This is a genomic window from Kitasatospora sp. NPDC004723 (genome assembly GCF_040609255.1).
Classification (GTDB): Bacteria; Actinomycetota; Actinomycetes; order Streptomycetales; family Streptomycetaceae; genus Kitasatospora.
Genome location: NZ_JBEXJT010000037.1, coordinates 54709 through 69171, shown reverse-complemented (window position 1 = coordinate 69171; position 14463 = coordinate 54709). Strand labels below are relative to the sequence as shown.

Annotated in this window: 20 protein-coding genes; 8 read left to right on the top strand and 12 right to left on the bottom strand. The window is 64.9% G+C overall.

From position 1 onward, the window contains the following. Positions 1–162: 162 nt before the first annotated feature. Both ABZW10_RS28435 and ABZW10_RS28430 read left to right on the top strand, forming a co-directional pair. The gene (locus tag ABZW10_RS28435) at positions 163–1227 is read left to right on the top strand and encodes a hypothetical protein (protein WP_355371162.1); all 1065 of its coding nucleotides are present in this window, start codon (positions 163–165) and stop codon (positions 1225–1227) included. A gap of 175 nt (positions 1228–1402) precedes the next feature. Next, positions 1403–1846: a hypothetical protein gene (locus tag ABZW10_RS28430; RefSeq protein WP_355371159.1), complete on the top strand. Its 444-nt coding sequence runs from the start codon at positions 1403–1405 to the stop codon at positions 1844–1846. A gap of 53 nt (positions 1847–1899) precedes the next feature. Here the strand turns inward: ABZW10_RS28430 and ABZW10_RS28425 are convergent, their stop codons facing one another. Next, on the bottom strand, positions 1900–2115 hold the full coding sequence (locus tag ABZW10_RS28425; protein ID WP_355371156.1) for a DUF397 domain-containing protein: 216 nt from the start codon (positions 2113–2115) through the stop codon (positions 1900–1902). Continuing rightward, positions 2112–2939 carry a helix-turn-helix transcriptional regulator gene (locus ABZW10_RS28420; RefSeq protein WP_355371153.1) on the bottom strand — a complete coding sequence of 276 codons (828 nt, stop codon included), beginning with the start codon at positions 2937–2939 and terminating at the stop codon, positions 2112–2114. The genes ABZW10_RS28425 and ABZW10_RS28420 overlap by 4 nt, the downstream gene beginning before the upstream one ends. A gap of 185 nt (positions 2940–3124) precedes the next feature. Here ABZW10_RS28420 and ABZW10_RS28415 point away from each other — a divergent pair, with 185 nt between their 5' ends. The 6 genes from ABZW10_RS28415 (at position 3125) to ABZW10_RS28390 (ending at position 6211) form a co-directional block, all read left to right on the top strand. Further along, positions 3125–3331, top strand: a complete 207-nt coding sequence (locus ABZW10_RS28415) for a hypothetical protein (protein ID WP_355371150.1) — start codon at positions 3125–3127, stop codon at positions 3329–3331. Further along, complete coding sequence (locus ABZW10_RS28410; RefSeq protein ID WP_355371147.1) at positions 3328–3546, top strand: hypothetical protein; 219 nt, start codon at positions 3328–3330, stop codon at positions 3544–3546. The genes ABZW10_RS28415 and ABZW10_RS28410 overlap by 4 nt, the downstream gene beginning before the upstream one ends. Positions 3547–4190: 644 nt before the next feature. Beyond that, entirely contained in the window at positions 4191–4670 is a 480-nt protein-coding gene (locus ABZW10_RS28405) for an NUDIX hydrolase (protein WP_355371144.1), read from the top strand. Between the two features lie 100 nt (positions 4671–4770). Beyond that, positions 4771–4917 (top strand): hypothetical protein, encoded by a 147-nt coding sequence (locus ABZW10_RS28400; protein WP_355371141.1) that lies wholly within the window; start codon positions 4771–4773, stop codon positions 4915–4917. 100 nt (positions 4918–5017) lie between these two features. After that, on the top strand, positions 5018–5887 hold the full coding sequence (locus tag ABZW10_RS28395) for an HEXXH motif-containing putative peptide modification protein (RefSeq protein ID WP_355371138.1): 870 nt from the start codon (positions 5018–5020) through the stop codon (positions 5885–5887). Positions 5888–6016: 129 nt separating this feature from the next. After that, positions 6017–6211: a hypothetical protein gene (locus ABZW10_RS28390; RefSeq protein WP_355371135.1), complete on the top strand. Its 195-nt coding sequence runs from the start codon at positions 6017–6019 to the stop codon at positions 6209–6211. Position 6212: 1 nt separating this feature from the next. On the opposite strand, the gene ABZW10_RS28385 is transcribed toward ABZW10_RS28390, so the two are convergent. The 10 genes from ABZW10_RS28385 to ABZW10_RS28340 form a co-directional block, all read right to left on the bottom strand. Beyond that, positions 6213–6830 carry a pentapeptide repeat-containing protein gene (locus tag ABZW10_RS28385; RefSeq protein WP_355371133.1) on the bottom strand — a complete coding sequence of 206 codons (618 nt, stop codon included), beginning with the start codon at positions 6828–6830 and terminating at the stop codon, positions 6213–6215. 233 nt (positions 6831–7063) lie between these two features. After that, on the bottom strand, positions 7064–7288 hold the full coding sequence (locus ABZW10_RS28380) for a hypothetical protein (RefSeq protein WP_355371130.1): 225 nt from the start codon (positions 7286–7288) through the stop codon (positions 7064–7066). A 56-nt stretch (positions 7289–7344) separates the two neighbouring features. Continuing rightward, positions 7345–8493 (bottom strand): peptidoglycan-binding protein, encoded by a 1149-nt coding sequence (locus ABZW10_RS28375; protein WP_355371127.1) that lies wholly within the window; start codon positions 8491–8493, stop codon positions 7345–7347. Positions 8494–8723: 230 nt separating this feature from the next. After that, entirely contained in the window at positions 8724–8984 is a 261-nt protein-coding gene (locus ABZW10_RS28370) for a hypothetical protein (RefSeq protein ID WP_355371124.1), read from the bottom strand. A 9-nt stretch (positions 8985–8993) separates the two neighbouring features. Further along, the gene (locus tag ABZW10_RS28365; protein ID WP_355371122.1) at positions 8994–9572 is read right to left on the bottom strand and encodes a hypothetical protein; all 579 of its coding nucleotides are present in this window, start codon (positions 9570–9572) and stop codon (positions 8994–8996) included. Beyond that, complete coding sequence (locus tag ABZW10_RS28360) at positions 9573–10403, bottom strand: hypothetical protein (RefSeq protein ID WP_355371119.1); 831 nt, start codon at positions 10401–10403, stop codon at positions 9573–9575. Then, the gene (locus tag ABZW10_RS28355) at positions 10396–11160 is read right to left on the bottom strand and encodes a hypothetical protein (protein ID WP_355371116.1); all 765 of its coding nucleotides are present in this window, start codon (positions 11158–11160) and stop codon (positions 10396–10398) included. Before ABZW10_RS28355 ends, ABZW10_RS28360 begins: the two co-directional genes overlap by 8 nt. A 9-nt stretch (positions 11161–11169) precedes the next feature. Then, a complete protein-coding gene (locus ABZW10_RS28350; protein WP_355371113.1) occupies positions 11170–12225 on the bottom strand; it encodes a hypothetical protein in 1056 nt (351 codons plus the stop codon). Beyond that, entirely contained in the window at positions 12225–13454 is a 1230-nt protein-coding gene (locus ABZW10_RS28345) for a siphovirus ReqiPepy6 Gp37-like family protein (protein ID WP_355371111.1), read from the bottom strand. Before ABZW10_RS28345 ends, ABZW10_RS28350 begins: the two co-directional genes overlap by 1 nt. A 1-nt stretch (position 13455) precedes the next feature. After that, positions 13456–14454 carry a phage tail domain-containing protein gene (locus tag ABZW10_RS28340; protein ID WP_355371108.1) on the bottom strand — a complete coding sequence of 333 codons (999 nt, stop codon included), beginning with the start codon at positions 14452–14454 and terminating at the stop codon, positions 13456–13458. Positions 14455–14463: the final 9 nt, after the last annotated feature.

The following is a 14463-nucleotide window of genomic DNA, read 5'->3' as shown; positions in this document are numbered from 1 at the left end:
CAGGGGAATAGCCACGGGCCGGATCGCCTGTGTGACGAAGGCGGGTGCATCTGTGTGCAGCACACCTGTGATTGCGACGTGTGCACGGAACAGCTCCGCGTTCCCGCGTTGAACACCCTCCATGACAGCCGAGAAGGCACCCCCACAGGAAAGAGAGAGGCCATGAGCCACGAGATTGTTACCCACATGCCCGCCGCGCTGCGGAAGTTTGCCACCAACAAGATGGAGTGCGAGACGGACGGGCAGTTCGACCTGATGAACGCCTGCAAGGCGCTGGACATGGGGAAGTCGAACAACTCCACTAAGGTCCCGTTGACGAATGACGCCCTGGGGGCGCTCCTGGACATCTGCCGGGAATGGCTGACCAGCGGCAACGGCAACGAGGTCATGGCGGGGAAGAGCGTCCTCAACCGCCATGAGCTGGACTACAAGCCCGAGGACCCGCGCGAGCGGCGGCATCAGTTCCAGTTGCCCAACTCCCTGAACAGCTACGTGCAGTCGCAGATCACGCAGGGATTCCTGAGCGACCGCCCGGAGCTGCTGGCCGAGCTGGACGCCTGCTCGTACACCAGCTCCGGTCTCAGCGGCCGAGTCACCTACATCACGCTCGGATGGCTGCTGGACGTCGCCAGGTCCAACGCGATCCACGGTGCGGGCGCCATTCAGCGGGCCGGGAAGAAGTTCGTTGAGCAGTACACCGAAGACTACGAGCAGACGGTGCGGCTGGTGAACGGGTACCTCGGGACGGACGACGACCAGGCGCCGGCCGAGGTCGAGCACCAGGACCAGGCCGAGGCCCCGAGCAGTGCCCCCGAGTGGTCCAGCGGACCGCTGCGGGACGTCCCGGGCCAGCTCCGGAGTCAGCGGGTGCGCATCCTCTACGGAGGACGCGCCGGAGCGAGGAGCCCGCAGCCGACCGAGGCGACGCCCGCAGGCATCACCTACACCGGGGAAGGGCGGTACGAGATCACCAGCCTGGAGACCGGCGAGGAGCTGGTCACGCTCGGGCTCAGCTCTAAGCTCTGGTGGGCACGGCTCGACGACCACGAGCAGCCGCCCGAGGTCGAGGTGATCGAGGACCAGGAGCCCGCGGAGGAGGCTGTCCCCGCACAGGCCGGAAAGTCGGTCGGCCCGGTCCCCGCGAACTGGGTGGACCTCGCCGCGACCGCCGACACCCTGACTGCCCGCGCCTGGTGGGCTCGGCGGGTGGCTTCGTGGGGGAAGTGAGCCCCAGTGCGATGCCGCAGCGACAGCGCCCCCGCTACGTGCGGGGGCGCTTCGCCTCGCTGGTGTCCAAATGGGGGAGTGGCCAGGTGTGGCACGAAGAACGGCCTATGTCGGTGCCAGCCGCTACGGTCGACGGTGGACGTTCCCCGCGCGGGGAAGAGACGGAGATACGGCAATGAGCGAGGTTCGAGTGAGCGGTCCCGGTGGCGAGATTGACGTCACCAACTTGGCGGCCGAAGAGCGGCTGCGGCTGTTCCACGAGCGCCTGGAGGCGGAGGGCGTGTCCCTGCTCGTTGAGGCCGAGGTCGAGGACGAGAGCGAGGTCGAGGACGTGATCGACACAACAGGTGTCGAGGAGTGGGCTCGGAGGTTCGCCGACTATGCCGGGGTGGAGTACGTCCCCCTGGTCGATGTCGAGCCCGGCACGGACGCCACCGTGATCAGGTACCTGTTTGACCGCAGGAACCGTTTCGAAGCGCTGTCGGTCGCCATGCGGTACGTGGACAAGGGGTACTCCAAGGACACGAACCCGGTTCGGATGTACCGGCATGCCGAGGAGTGGTTGGTGGTTGCGGTGGAGCTGGAGAACGACATTTTCCGCTCCAGCGACGCCAAGTAGCCGAGAGGCCCCCGCCCGATGGGCGGGGGCCTCTCTGGTCCTGGTGGTCCGGCTCAGACCTCGCCGAACTCGCCGGCCTGGATGCTGGAGACGAACGCTCGCCAGGCGCCGGCCGGGAAGACGAGGGCGGGGCCCTCCGGGTCCTTCGAGTCACGGACAGGCACGACGTCGGTGTGCCCCTCGGCAACCTCTACGCAGTTGCCTCCGTTGTTGCTGTAAGAAGACTTCCGCCACCTGGCGTGGGTCAGGTCGAGGCTGGGGCCGATCATTGGAGGTCCTTCCGAGCAGCGCGGATCATGGCGAGTGAGGCCGCCTTGGAGAGCGACTCCACTTGTAGTTGATCGTAGTCACTACTCCACGCGTCAACCGTTCTACGGTCTCGCTCCAGGATGCCACGAGCTTGTGACTCGGCATAGCCGATGACGCTCCGGTCTCGCAGGGAAAGTAGCACGACTGGCATCGTGAACGGGATGTGCTCCCCCAGGGAGGCGGGAGCAACCTGAATCGTGATGCCGGGACGTTCTGCCAAGCGCTCCAAGTGTAGGAGCTGGTCCCGCCAGATGGCCGCACCACCGACCGGCCGGCGGATGCAACTCTCGTCCATGACCGCGTGTACGGATGGGGCCTCCTCGCCCCTCAAGACCCGTTGTCGGTTCATGAGGAACCGAACTCGTTCGGTGGCCTGAGTCTTGGTGAGGCCTCGCCTCAGTACAGCGGCGTTGGCAAGAGCCGAGGCGTACGCCTCAGTCTGAAACAGGCCCGGGATGACGTTCAGTTCGAACGTCCGTATCCGCCTGCAACGGGCCTCCTCCTTAACGAACTCGTCGAAGCCCTCCAGCAGGCTGGTGCTCTCGATCTGACGCCACAGCTCCCAGAACTTGCGTCCGGTTCCGAGCGCCCGATCGGCTGCCACCGCGAAGTTAAGGGTTACAGGCTTCTTGGCCCCCTCGATGTACGAGATCAGCCCGTGACTGAACCCCATGAGCTCACCGAGCTTGGTCTGAGAGAGGCCCTTTGCGCGCCTTGACCTGCGAAGCTCATTGCCGAAGCGAATAGCCGGTGATGACACATGATCAGATTCCTCGTTCTCCATGATTCGCTCTCACCTGTAACTCGTCAGAACTGTCAAGGGTTGAAGCCTTCCGATGGTAGGGCTGCGGGGCCACCATGGCTACACAAGGCGACAGCGCGAGAGCGAAGCGCAACCCCTGGAGGCCCCCCATGTCCTCACACAGCAGACAGCGCTACCACCCTCAAGTCGGGGAGGTGGTACAGGACTTGTCCCTTCTCAGTTCGGACGGCAACCCGCTGCAGGGCGTCTTCATGGGCTCCCGTGGTGGGGAGAGCTACCTCCGCCCCGAGGCCGGCGGCTGCGAGTGGACGACGCAGCCCGCGCAGGTCGCGCCGCTTGACACCCCCCGCTTCATCTCGGTCCAGCACCCGAGCCAGCCGCGCAGCATCGAGACGATCGGAGCGCTCACGTGAAGCACCGAAAGCCGGAACTCGGCATCGTGGGGCCGCTGATGTACTCGGCCATCATCGTGGGCAGTGCCCTCGTCGCCCTGGCGGTGGCCTGGCCCGTGCGGAACGGCCCCCTCGGCCCGTGGCTCCTGGTGGTCTTCTTCGTCTTCGCGGCCGGCACGGTCGGCGCCTTGCCGGTCTCGGACAAGTGGCTGCGGCGTAGACAGGGCTCGCCGTGACGGACAGGTCCCTTCCACGCGGGTCGCGGATGGGGAAGTGCATCCCGTGCCGACGCAGGAACGTATGGGTGAGCCCGGGGTACTTCGTACTTAACGAAGCGGGCAATCTGGTCGGGATTCCTGTCTGTACCGATTGCTCCGTTAATATCGCCAAGTACGTCCACCAGCAGGCGCTTTTGGCCCAACTCCCGGCACGGACGGGGGGTTGGGCGTGAACCGGCCGCCTGACTTTGACCGGCAGCTCGCCGAGCTGTACCGCAAGGCTGGCTTTCCGATGGACGAGAGCCGCGGTCGCCGACTGAGGCTTCGCGCATCACTGGACCGCCTGACCTACCAGCGTGGAAAGGGCTCGACTGCTGCGGGAGTGGCGGTCTTCGCCGACGCGGCGGCCGAGGTCGACCACGACGGATGCCTTCTCCGCTTCCGGCACCCCCCGGGCTTGAAGCGGTCGGCCTGACAGAAGCCCCCGCCGCGCCGCTGGCCGCCGGAGCAGCGCGGTGGGCACCAACGCCCGGAGGTGGCGAAGTTGGCGCTGAGCCCCTCCGGGAAGCTCCGGGCGATTCCTCCCGTGAGCGCCCCCCGCCGCCCGTCACCTCGGCGTTGGCGGCGGGGGGTCTTCTCCCAGCACCCGAAAGTGATCCGCAATGGACGACATTCTTTCCTTCCCGCCCCGTCGGCGGCTCGGTCACCAGGCCCTCATCCTCAACCACGACGGCGCGGTTCTGCTGGTGGCAACCACATACAAGTACGGTCTGTTTCTGCCCGGCGGAAGCGCCGAGTCCTGCGAGCTGCCGCACCTCGCGGCGAGGCGCCACGTCGAGGTGGAAACCGGGCTCGTCCTGCCCCTGCGGGATGTTCTCGCCATCGACTACGTCGAGGCCCGGAAGTATCCCGAGGGAATGAACTTCGTCTACTGCGGCGGGATTGTGACGGCGGAGCAGGAGAGGGCCGTCAAGAGCCACCTTCCGCCCCCCGGTGAGATCACCGACCTGTGTTGGAAGCCGCGCTCTGAGCTGGGCTCCGTGATGGACGAGGACCAGCTTCGGCGGGTCAGGCACGCGCTGACGGCGCGCGACAGCGGCGTATCCCTGCCCATGCTCCTGGCCGGCACCCCGGCCGACTGAACGGGGCGCAAGCCCCTCCCTGGGCCGTTCTTCGGCCCTCCCAATTTCCTCCCCGCCGGGGAGGTTGCACCACCACGTCAAACCGAAGGGAGAGATCGCCATGGCCGCGATCGTCACCGTCGAGAACCCCGAGGCGGCCGAGGACGCCACCTCGTCCGTCGAGGCCACCGAGGAGACCGTCCTGGGCAACATCCAGGCGTTCTTCAAGGAGGAGAACACCTCGATGATGGGCGGCTGGACCAACTAGTCCAACCTGCCTGAGCGCCTGAAGTAGGCCGGGTGCCCGGCCCCAATGAGAGTGGGGCCGGGCACCTGGTGTTCCCAGCATCTCAGCAAAGGAGCCGTCCATGCGATTCCTCAACATCCACCACGCCCGCGAGACGATCGGCCGCTTCGCCGCTGCCGTCACCGAGAAGCCGGCGCCCCCCACCGCGGACCTCCCGGCCGCGTACCGCACGGCCATCTCGGCCTTCCGACCCCTGCCCGTCGAGGGCACCGAGGGCATCGCGACCCACTTCAGCGACAGCCCGTGGGGAAATTACCTGGTCGACAACCGGACCTTCGCGAGCATCTTCGAGGGCCTGAAGGACACCCCGACCGGCCTGCGGGACAGGTGGAAGCGGGACCTCTCCATCGCACAGCTCGACCTGCGCGACACCATTCCGGACCTCGGTGCCCTAGTGGACCTGGTGACCACGGACCTCGTGTTCTGGAGCTCGGCCAACAAGGGCGGCGGTTCCGGTTCCAACCTCCCGGGACTGGTCAGCATGAGCCCCGGCGACAGCTGGAAGCCCCACGACTTCGCCGAGTCCCTGGTGCACGAGACCGTTCACCTGAACGTCTTCCTGGAGCACATGGTGTACGGCCTGTACACCCTGCCGGCCAAGGAGCTGGAGGCCGACCAGTACCGGGTTCTCTCGGCGGTGAAGGTCGGCGAGATGCGCCCGCTGGACAAGGCGTTCCACAGTGCGGTGGTGGCTCCGCCCCTCATGCTGATGCAGCACAAGCGGGGCGAGACGGAGTTGGTCGACAAGTTCAGCGATTCGATCCGCGCTTGCACGGACGGCTTGCTCGAACTGCTCGACGTGTTCACCCCCTACGGTCAGGGGGCGGTCCTGGAGCTGGCTTCCTTCGCGGAGAGCCTGGACTTCGGCCTCGTCGAGCGATCCATCTCGGGTGAGCAATTCGCGCACTACGAGATGCCGGCCGCCGCGTAGCCAGCCGTCGAGCCCCGCCCGGGGGTGCCGGGCGGGGCTCGGTGCATTCACCACCGTTATGGAGTACGTGTGTCTGAGGAACCTGTGCCTCGTGAAGTACGCGTGGAAGTTCACCGCGCCGATGGATACATGCTCGACATCGAGGGTGCGATGTCTTCCCCGTTCGTGACGGAGGAGGACATGAGGCAGCACCCCGATACGAGCATCACCGATGAGGTTCGTCGGGAGCTGTTCATCCCTGATGACGTACCGCTCGTTGTACTCCTCACGGAGGACGACGGCGAGCCACGAAGGATCGAACAGTCTGCGGGCCCTCGTACCTGACTCAGTCCTCGAACAGGATGCCGGCCTCCCGGGCGAGGCTCAGGGCCAGTTCCATTCCCCCTGGGCCTCGCACGGTGGCGCCCTTGAGGTGGGCGGCTCCTCCGAGGTCCAGCAGCGTGCAGCCCTCGAAGCTGACACCGGGCTGGATGACGACGTTAGCGAACTGGGCTCCGGTGAGGTCGCACTTCTCGAATCGGACATTGCGGAAGTCCGCGAACTGGAAGTCGGCCCCGGTGAGGTTGCACTCCCTGAATACGACGGTGTTCAGCTTGGCGTACCGGAACAATGCGCTGTCCGCACGGGTGCCTTCGAAGAGGACGTCACGGAAGCTTCCACTACTCCAGGTCGATCCGGTGAGCCGGCAGCCGGTCACGGTGGCTCGGAGAAGCGACACGTCCTGAGTCCGCACAGTGGCGAAGTCGCAGGTGTTGAAACGGACATGCGCGAGGACCGAGCGGGCCAGATTCATGCCGGTGAAGCGGACGTTCTCAAAGGTGGACTGCTCCACCTCGATGGCCTCGCCCTGGTGGCCGGCGAGGCTCAACCCGTCGTAGCGCCGGCCCTTGATCGTGGCGTCGTCCTCGAAGGCGTCGCCAGGCAACTCCGCGGGCCGCAGCACCGCCTGAATCCTCGGGGCCTGAGGGTTCTTCTGCCGAGACACTGCCTGAGTCATGGATGGGCCTCACAGCATGTTGGTGGGGTGGAGAGGAAGCACGCTAGCAGCCAAATCCCGTAACCAGAAACGCAGTTGAAACTACAGGCATGCCGGAAGCCTGTGGCTATGAGTGGTGCCGGAAAACAGAAAATGCCCCCCTTCCCGTTCGGGAAGGGGGGCATTTTTTGCGTTGTGGATCAGCGGTTCCGCTCGGCCTCCTGCTTGGTCAGCTCGACCTGGAGCCAAGCCGCAGAGTCCAGAGGAGAGGTCTCGTGGAGGGCGGACAGGGTCTTGCGGTTCTCGACCCGCTGAGCAACCTCACCGGCACCGAGCAGAGCCGCAGCGGCGGCCACCAGGGCTTCCCACGGGATCGTGGGGTACCAGGTCATCAGCAGCGGGACCAGGGCCGCGACGGCGGCCACGACTCGGACAGCGTGAGTGGAAATGAATGAATTCATGTATCCCCCTTGGGAGTTAATTACTTCATGAGGCGGGACCAGGTGAGCGGTCCCGGGTAGCCGTCGGCAGCCGATCCAGACCAGCCCTGAGCGTGCTGGAACGCCTGGACAGCTCGCCGATCGGCCTCCGACCAACGAGGTCCAGGACCCTGCCGGTAGTACTGGCCGTAGCCGTGTCGAACGAGGGCCTGGCCCAGCACGGTGACGTGCTGGTTCACCGAGCCCGGACCGAAGCGGGAGGCTCCCGGGAAGGCCGGCGCCGCACTCGGCTTCGCCGAGCTGGCGGCCGGGATGTCGCGGCCCTGGTGGGCGACCAGGAGCCTCCACGTCTGGGGGCCGGGGAGACCGTCCGCGGAGCTGCCAGTCCAACCCTGAGCCGACTGGAAGGCCTTCACCGCCTGGCGGTCGGAGTCGGTCCAGCGGGGGCCTGGTCCCTCGGAGTAGAAGCGGCCCGCGCCGCGCTGGACCAGGAGCTCACCGAGCTTCGTCACGTTGGCGTTGGTCGCGCCTGGACCGAACTGACTGGGGCCCGGGAAGGCGGTACCGGAGTTCGAGGCCGGCGGGGAGATCGGCGGGGGAGTCGGGTTGGGCTGCTGCGGCTCCTGGCCGCCGTCCGGGACGGCTGGCAGGGTGATGGTGTCGCCCGGGTGGATCTGATCCGGGTTCTTCACGCTCGGGTTGAGCGAGAGCAGAGCGGCCACGCTGATACCGGCCGCCGCAGCGATGGCGGTGATGGTCTGGCCCGCCCGCACGGTCACGGTCCGGGTCGAGGAACTGGAGGTCGAGTTCCCGGCCGGGCCGGACGCGGTGGCCGCGTAGACATAGCCGGCACGGCCCTTGAGGGCCGGATCTGCGATGGTGACGCCCTCTGAGAAGGCGGGCAGGCCGTAGCCGTAGACGTACGAGTCCCGGCGACGCCGTTCCCGCTTCATCACCTTGTTGCCGTTGGCGTCATTGGTGAGAGAAGTATTTCCCTCGTAGGTGTAGATGAAATTGGCGTCGTACGCATAGACGATTCCGGTGTGAGTGCCACCACCCGATCCGTAAAAAACCTGTGCGCCAATCGCGGGGTAGGCGGAGAAGCGACCTCGGGACCGGAACCAGTCGACACCGACGACGCAAGAAGCGGTGCGTGGGTAGAGGCCCGGAACACCCGCCTTCAGCGCCACCCAGGAGCACCAAGTAGCGCACCATGGCTGAAAGTTGCTCCACTCAAGGCCGGGGACCTGCCCGCTGTACTTCTGATGACCAGACGGCCTCTCGCCTGGGGCGCGTTCGGCCTGATAGCCGACCTCAGCGGATGCGACTCGGAAGACGTCGGATACCTGACTCAATCTGCCTCCAGGGCATACGAAAAGGGGCCAGCCAGGCGGCCAGCCCCTCGGGAATGAACAAAGAATTAGAGCCCGGATCGAATCCGGGAAGGGTCGAGCGTCGTGATCAACTCGACCAGTCGGCGGTTCTCCGCCTCGATGCGGGTCAGTCGGTCCTTAATTTCGTTCAGGTCGTCCTGAAGGCGATCGGCTCGGGTCTTCTGAGCCTCGGCCTCGCCCTTCCAGACCTGAGCTGAATTCATCTGCCAGGAAGCTCGGACCATGACGAGGGCGGCGACAACCGAGGCCGCGGTGCCCGCGAATCCGAAAATATCAGTAGGGGTCACGGGCCTCCTTTAGCCAGAGATCTTCTCCACGGTCAAGTTCCATGCGTTCTTCTCGTCCCCGGTGCCATGGGACTGGAATCCATTCCACCAAGAAACCAGGTACGCGGTGAAAGACTGACCAGCGGCAAGAGGAGCAGCGAAAGTAAAAGAGGTGGTGGCGGCGTCGCCACCGGCTGGGGGATAGAGGTAAGCACCGGACGACTGGCCGGGGTCAGTTGAGACCCACGCGCGGGCCTTGCAAGTGGCGCCTACCCCAGTGCTCCAACCGCCGTAGTTCATGGTGAAGCGGTAGACCCCCGCCTCCGGGACCTTGATCGTCCCGCCGTCGGTCGTGGCCCAGTTTCCGACCCGTGCGAGGGGCTGCGAGGTATTCCAGTAAACGACGGTGGACGCGTTCGCACCTAGGACGATCGGGTTCTGAAGCGTTACGCTGAGAACCGGATTGGCCTTGAGTTTGTTGATCGATGCCTCGTGGTCGTTGGCCACCGTATACAGCGCGTTGTGTACGTCATACACCTGGGAATTCATATCGGCAGGGCCGATCACCTGACGGGAAACCCAGGACTTCAGTGCAGGGAGGGAGATCAATTAAAGCTCCAGGATAGTAGTGGTGCCGAGTTCGGAACCGACAGGGTCACCAAGAATCCAAGTGGGATTGCCGTCCGACCGACCTGGAACCGAGATGAGAACCACGGCCGCTGACGGGACGGTGGTGTCGAGTTGCACACTGCCGGGCGACCCGCCGGCGCCCGGCGTATCGGCCACCATCAGGCTGACCTGAGCCGAGCCGAAGTTCCCGAGCTGCTGATCGCGGCCGGAAACGCCAGACGGCCAGGCAAGACCCGTCAGGGCGCTGGAGACGGTCACAGCCGCGTAGACATTGCGGTAGCTGGTTGAGGCCATCAGCGGAAGGGAGGACGTGTTGCTGTACTCCCGGATGCCGATCACAGGCGTAAGGCCGATGTTCGAGATGTCCCCGTTGCGGTACACCAGAGCCATAAGGGCGGCATTGTGAGCCGTGCCGACATCCCATACCACCGAGTCACCTCGGGAAGGCTCCCAAGGCCAGACCGCTACAGCCATCAAAAGCCCACTGGCCAGGGTGTATTGGGTCGCGAGGGCGCCTGCTGGAGTGAGTAGACGAGGTGCCGGTGCAGAGCCCGAGCTGACGCAGATCGAGACGACGAAATCATTCGCTCTCACTGCGGGGAGTGGAAGTTCGGCGAGCGCCTGGCCCACGACCAAGGCGCGCGTGGAGCCGACGAAGGCCGGGAACTCCCTGGGCGTTGGCGCGCCGGCCATCCACGCGGCCCCGTCCCAGTACAGGGGAGGCCGCGGGCTCCACTTCGACCCGTCCCAGACCTGCGGCGTCTTGTCGATCCAGGACGTTCCGTCGAACACCTTGAGCTGATTAGCCATACTGCACCCACACGTCTCCGGGCTTCGGGCTGGACGGGGCGTTGGGGCCGGAGAAGAGCCGTGCCGAGCCAACGTTCGTAGCCGTCACCGAACCCGAAGAGACCACCGAGCCGTCACCCGTCACCTTGAAGACGCTGCTGGTGGTCGTGGTCGTCGCCCTGCTGTTGGTCACGTTGATGACTGCCTGGCCAGCCGAGTAGGCAGGCGCCCCGATGCACAGTGCGGCGCGGATACCGATGGTGTCGATCATGAGGGCGCCGCTGTTGCGAACGCGGGTGTAGTCGGTACCGTCGCTGGTCTTGAGCTTCCAGGCGGACCCGTTGATGTCGACGTTGCTCGGCACGATCCAGCGAGCCCAGTCCATACCGGCCGGAACCGTAAGGTCAGCACCAGCAATCGGGACGAAGTTCAGCAGCCTCTCATTGGTGTAGGCCCGGTCCTGGTGGGGGTCTGCGGCGGCCTGGTGCTGGACCAGGCGCTCGCCGACGTTGGCCGCCAGGAGCCCGATCTTCCCGGCCCCGAAGTCGACCCACACGCGCTCAGCGCCGGAGGGCGGGCCGTAGAACGAGGGGATCATGCCTCGGACGTCGGCAACGAGCTGGAGGATTGGGGCGCCGTTCGTGTCGGTGAGGTCGGTGATCTGCCGGGCGCCCTCGCTAGGGCCATCCCAGACGGTTCCGACCGCGCCGGGAATACGGGCACCGGAAACGCTTTCCGCTACATCAGCGGCCGTGCCGCCGAACAAATTTCGAGCCATGGTGCCCCCTTACTGAGCGAAAATGTCGGACTCGACGGTCCCGGACAGGTGAAGCGTGGAATGCGCTGGGATTCCCTGGAGGACCACCAGAGAGTCACCAGCAGGGGTGAAGAGATTCAGCGTGCTGGTGCTGTTCCCTTCCCATGTAATGCCCTTTACGGAGGACAGCCACGGCTTACCGCCGGAGCCCTGAGGGTTGTCGATATACCCATCCACGATCTGGGCAGTCCGCCCGTTCGCCGGATTCGGTAGCGAGGTCTGCATGTACCAGCCCGTAGTCACGATGTCCGTCGCAGTCGGATTCCGCAGCTTCATATTGAAGTGGTAGGTGTTGGGCGCGATCCAGCGCCACCAGCAGACGCGATCCACCTCGGCCGGCTGAGCGGTCACGCCCCAGAGGCTCGGGGTGTATGGCCGAGCCTTTCCGAGATGCCGAGTCACCATGTAGCCATCGCGGCCCGAAAAGGCTTCGTAAGGGCTGTCTCCGCCGTCCTGGTCCAGGTCATAGAGGAAAGTCCCCCGGGGCACGAAATCGGCGGTGCTGCGGGTGTTCCACGGAGTTGCTACCGCCCGGGGCATGTCGTACAGAGCGCGGGAGTAGACCGACAGCGCACCGTTAGCGGCTGGTACGTCGATCTCCAGCAGCACCATCTCCCAGACACCGCCCGGCGCCCGCTGGGGCCGCGGAGCGATAGGGGAAATGGAAGGCTGTCCCTTTACCGCCGAAATATTTACCGAGCCCTTCGCCACATCTGCCCGAATGACCACGGTATCCTTGCGGGCCTTGTCGGTGGGGTTAGGGTCGATATCGACACTGAGCGTCGCGGTGAGCTGGTAATAGAAGCCGCCGACCCAAGCATTACCGGGTTCAATCGCAATAGTGCGACCGTTGACGACCTTCCAGGCGAAGGGGAGTGCTGCGGACTCCAGGGTCGAGCTGGTGAGCTGGTAATCAACTCGGTCCCCTCCCCACAGGTGGGCCATCTGCTGCCACTGGACCTGAGAGACCATCTCGGTTCCACCAGAGGCGTTAGCCTGGGAGAACGGGTAACTGACTTCTGCCATTACATCCTCGCTTCGAGTTTCTTCAGCTTCTCTCGAAGCTCGGAGACGGTTTTGTACAAATTCAGGGGGTCGCCCGACCCCTGTTCGCCGATCTTGGGACGAATAGTGAGGCTCTTGCCGGCGTCCTCCACCGAAATGCTGACCTCGCGGACGATATCGACGTACTCAACGCCATCGATTGCAACCGTCACCAGATCACCGACGAAGTAATCGCGGCCGAATTTCACCTGTTCGGTGTCGATCGGGTAGATCTGAAAGTTCCCGTTCTTCTCGCCCTGCTGGAGGACGGAAGTAGCGGCATCGACTACGGCCTTCTTGGCGTTCTCGAACTCCACGTCCGTGGTATCCGGTCGAGCTTTCACCGGCTGGCCGGTGGATGGATCAGACTTGAGCGGAAGGTCTCGGCGATCCAAGAAGGATTCGATCTGCACTCCCCATTCAGCCTCGGCATCAGAGTCGATCTGCTGGTAGAGATACCGCTCGTCGCCCTCGCCCTGACAGGCCACAATGACACGAGTAACGCGCGGAGCTGTGAGCGTCCAGATGTACTCTCGGAGATTCCCGAGGTCTGGGCTGAAACGCACGTCCCGGGAACGGTCACGGGGCTTGTAGATCCGGAGCTCGACCTTCTTTGAGTCGGGGTTGTAGACGAAGCGATATCCGAGTTCCTTGCTCTCAGTCCACCTTTCGATGACGGCCCCGATGACGTCGTATCGGAAGCTGTCGTGGACCTGGGCCCCGAGGTCGGCCGGCTCGGGCAGAGCCAGGCCGGGAATCCTGCGGTCGGGGAGTGCGGAGGCGCCTACGGCGTGCTCCAACTCCCACCACAGTGCCTTGCTCGCCGGGCCGGCGGCCTGGCGCGTGGCGCGGGCCTTGTACTGCTCGGCAATGGGCACCGCGGGCTCGGGGAAGGCGAGACGCGAATAGGCGATCTTGTTGTCGCACTTCCCGCCGATGTAGAGACTTCCCGGGCCGGTGTGCTGCTCGACCGTCCAATAGGACTGGAAAAACTCGATCTGCCCAGTCAGGAGCGGATCGGGAACACCTTCCTGAAAGATGGCGATCCCGCCGCCCTTTTGCAGCAGATTCGCCTGATCGGTACCAGCCTTGACGAGAAGCTGAAAAGAGCCCTGCTGGCAGAAGCGGACGATGAAATCGAGCTTGATCCACGTATCGATGACGCCGACCCGGTTCAGGTCCCTGTCCCGGACCTCTATTCGGTAACCCATGTCAGTAGCTTTCGAATCGGGGGCGGAAACTGAGCTTGAGCGAGGCGGCGGAGCTGCCCGCTGTGAGGTCCACAGAGATGGCTGACTTTCCGGCCTGGATGGGCCAGAGCGCGGGGGAGGCGTCCACCCGGGTCCAGTAGTTGATGCCCTGGTCGTCCCTGAGGGTCTTCACCCCGGGCCTGGTGTCCACGACGAGAACGCGGCCCGCCAGCACGGCGTCAGGGCTCCCTGTGCCGCCCGCAGCAATGCCGAAGGACTGACCGTCCGGGCCGGTCATCTTGAATCCGCGGATAGGACCCTTCAGCTCCCAAATCGGCCAGGCCTCGACGTCCCCAGGGTTGATGATCGGGATGTCCTTGCTGGACAGAATCCCCTTACTCAGGGAGAGCGGAAACAGGGCCTTCCCAGTCTTCAGGAACGGCTTCCCTCCACCGAACTGCCACTCGGCAACCTGAGTGTCGGGCCCATAGAACCAGGGGTCGAAAGCGGTGAACTGGAGGCCGTACTTCATAAACCTGAACCCGGCGTTGTCCACGCCCTCATCACCCTGCATACCGTCCTTGTAATAGGCGTAGAGAGTGCGGGTGAGGGAATCGCCCTCGGTGAATTTGAGGACGCAATAGCCGTTCTTCGGGTTGAGTGCTGCGATCAGCCGGCGCTTGAGGTCCTTCAGGGTCCGTCGATCAACCCCGTGAAGGTACACCGGAATCATGATCTGCCGGGCGGCAACCCTTGAACCCCGGTAGATGCTCCCGTCCAGGTTAGGGCTGTCGTCCGCGTGGAGTTCGACCGGCGGCATATCCAACCCGGTAGCCCCTGCCTGGATGAGGATGACGGGCCATTCTCGGGTTGCAAAGGCGGTCAGGGGGATTTCCTCCCCCTGACCGTTAGAGCCCGTAATCGTCACGTGGGTGTGGCCCCATGCCATCGGCTGGGGAGGCAGCGGCAGGGGTGCCGGCTGCTGGTCCTTGACCGTGGGCGTAGTCGCCGGAATAGGCATGGGGCCTCC

Bases quoted from the DNA above. Each gene is read 5' to 3' on its own strand.
- ABZW10_RS28435 (WP_355371162.1), top strand. From the start codon at position 163: ATGAGCCACGAGATTGTTACCCACATGCCCGCCGCGCTGCGGAAGTTT.
- ABZW10_RS28430 (WP_355371159.1), top strand. From the start codon at position 1,403: ATGAGCGAGGTTCGAGTGAGCGGTCCCGGTGGCGAGATTGACGTCACC.
- ABZW10_RS28425 (WP_355371156.1), bottom strand. From the start codon at position 2,115: ATGATCGGCCCCAGCCTCGACCTGACCCACGCCAGGTGGCGGAAGTCT.
- ABZW10_RS28420 (WP_355371153.1), bottom strand. From the start codon at position 2,939: ATGGAGAACGAGGAATCTGATCATGTGTCATCACCGGCTATTCGCTTC.
- ABZW10_RS28405 (WP_355371144.1), top strand. From the start codon at position 4,191: ATGGACGACATTCTTTCCTTCCCGCCCCGTCGGCGGCTCGGTCACCAG.
- ABZW10_RS28400 (WP_355371141.1), top strand. From the start codon at position 4,771: ATGGCCGCGATCGTCACCGTCGAGAACCCCGAGGCGGCCGAGGACGCC.
- ABZW10_RS28395 (WP_355371138.1), top strand. From the start codon at position 5,018: ATGCGATTCCTCAACATCCACCACGCCCGCGAGACGATCGGCCGCTTC.
- ABZW10_RS28390 (WP_355371135.1), top strand. From the start codon at position 6,017: ATGCTCGACATCGAGGGTGCGATGTCTTCCCCGTTCGTGACGGAGGAG.
- ABZW10_RS28360 (WP_355371119.1), bottom strand. From the start codon at position 10,403: ATGGCTAATCAGCTCAAGGTGTTCGACGGAACGTCCTGGATCGACAAG.
- ABZW10_RS28355 (WP_355371116.1), bottom strand. From the start codon at position 11,160: ATGGCTCGAAATTTGTTCGGCGGCACGGCCGCTGATGTAGCGGAAAGC.
- ABZW10_RS28350 (WP_355371113.1), bottom strand. From the start codon at position 12,225: ATGGCAGAAGTCAGTTACCCGTTCTCCCAGGCTAACGCCTCTGGTGGA.
- ABZW10_RS28345 (WP_355371111.1), bottom strand. From the start codon at position 13,454: ATGGGTTACCGAATAGAGGTCCGGGACAGGGACCTGAACCGGGTCGGC.
- ABZW10_RS28340 (WP_355371108.1), bottom strand. From the start codon at position 14,454: ATGCCTATTCCGGCGACTACGCCCACGGTCAAGGACCAGCAGCCGGCA.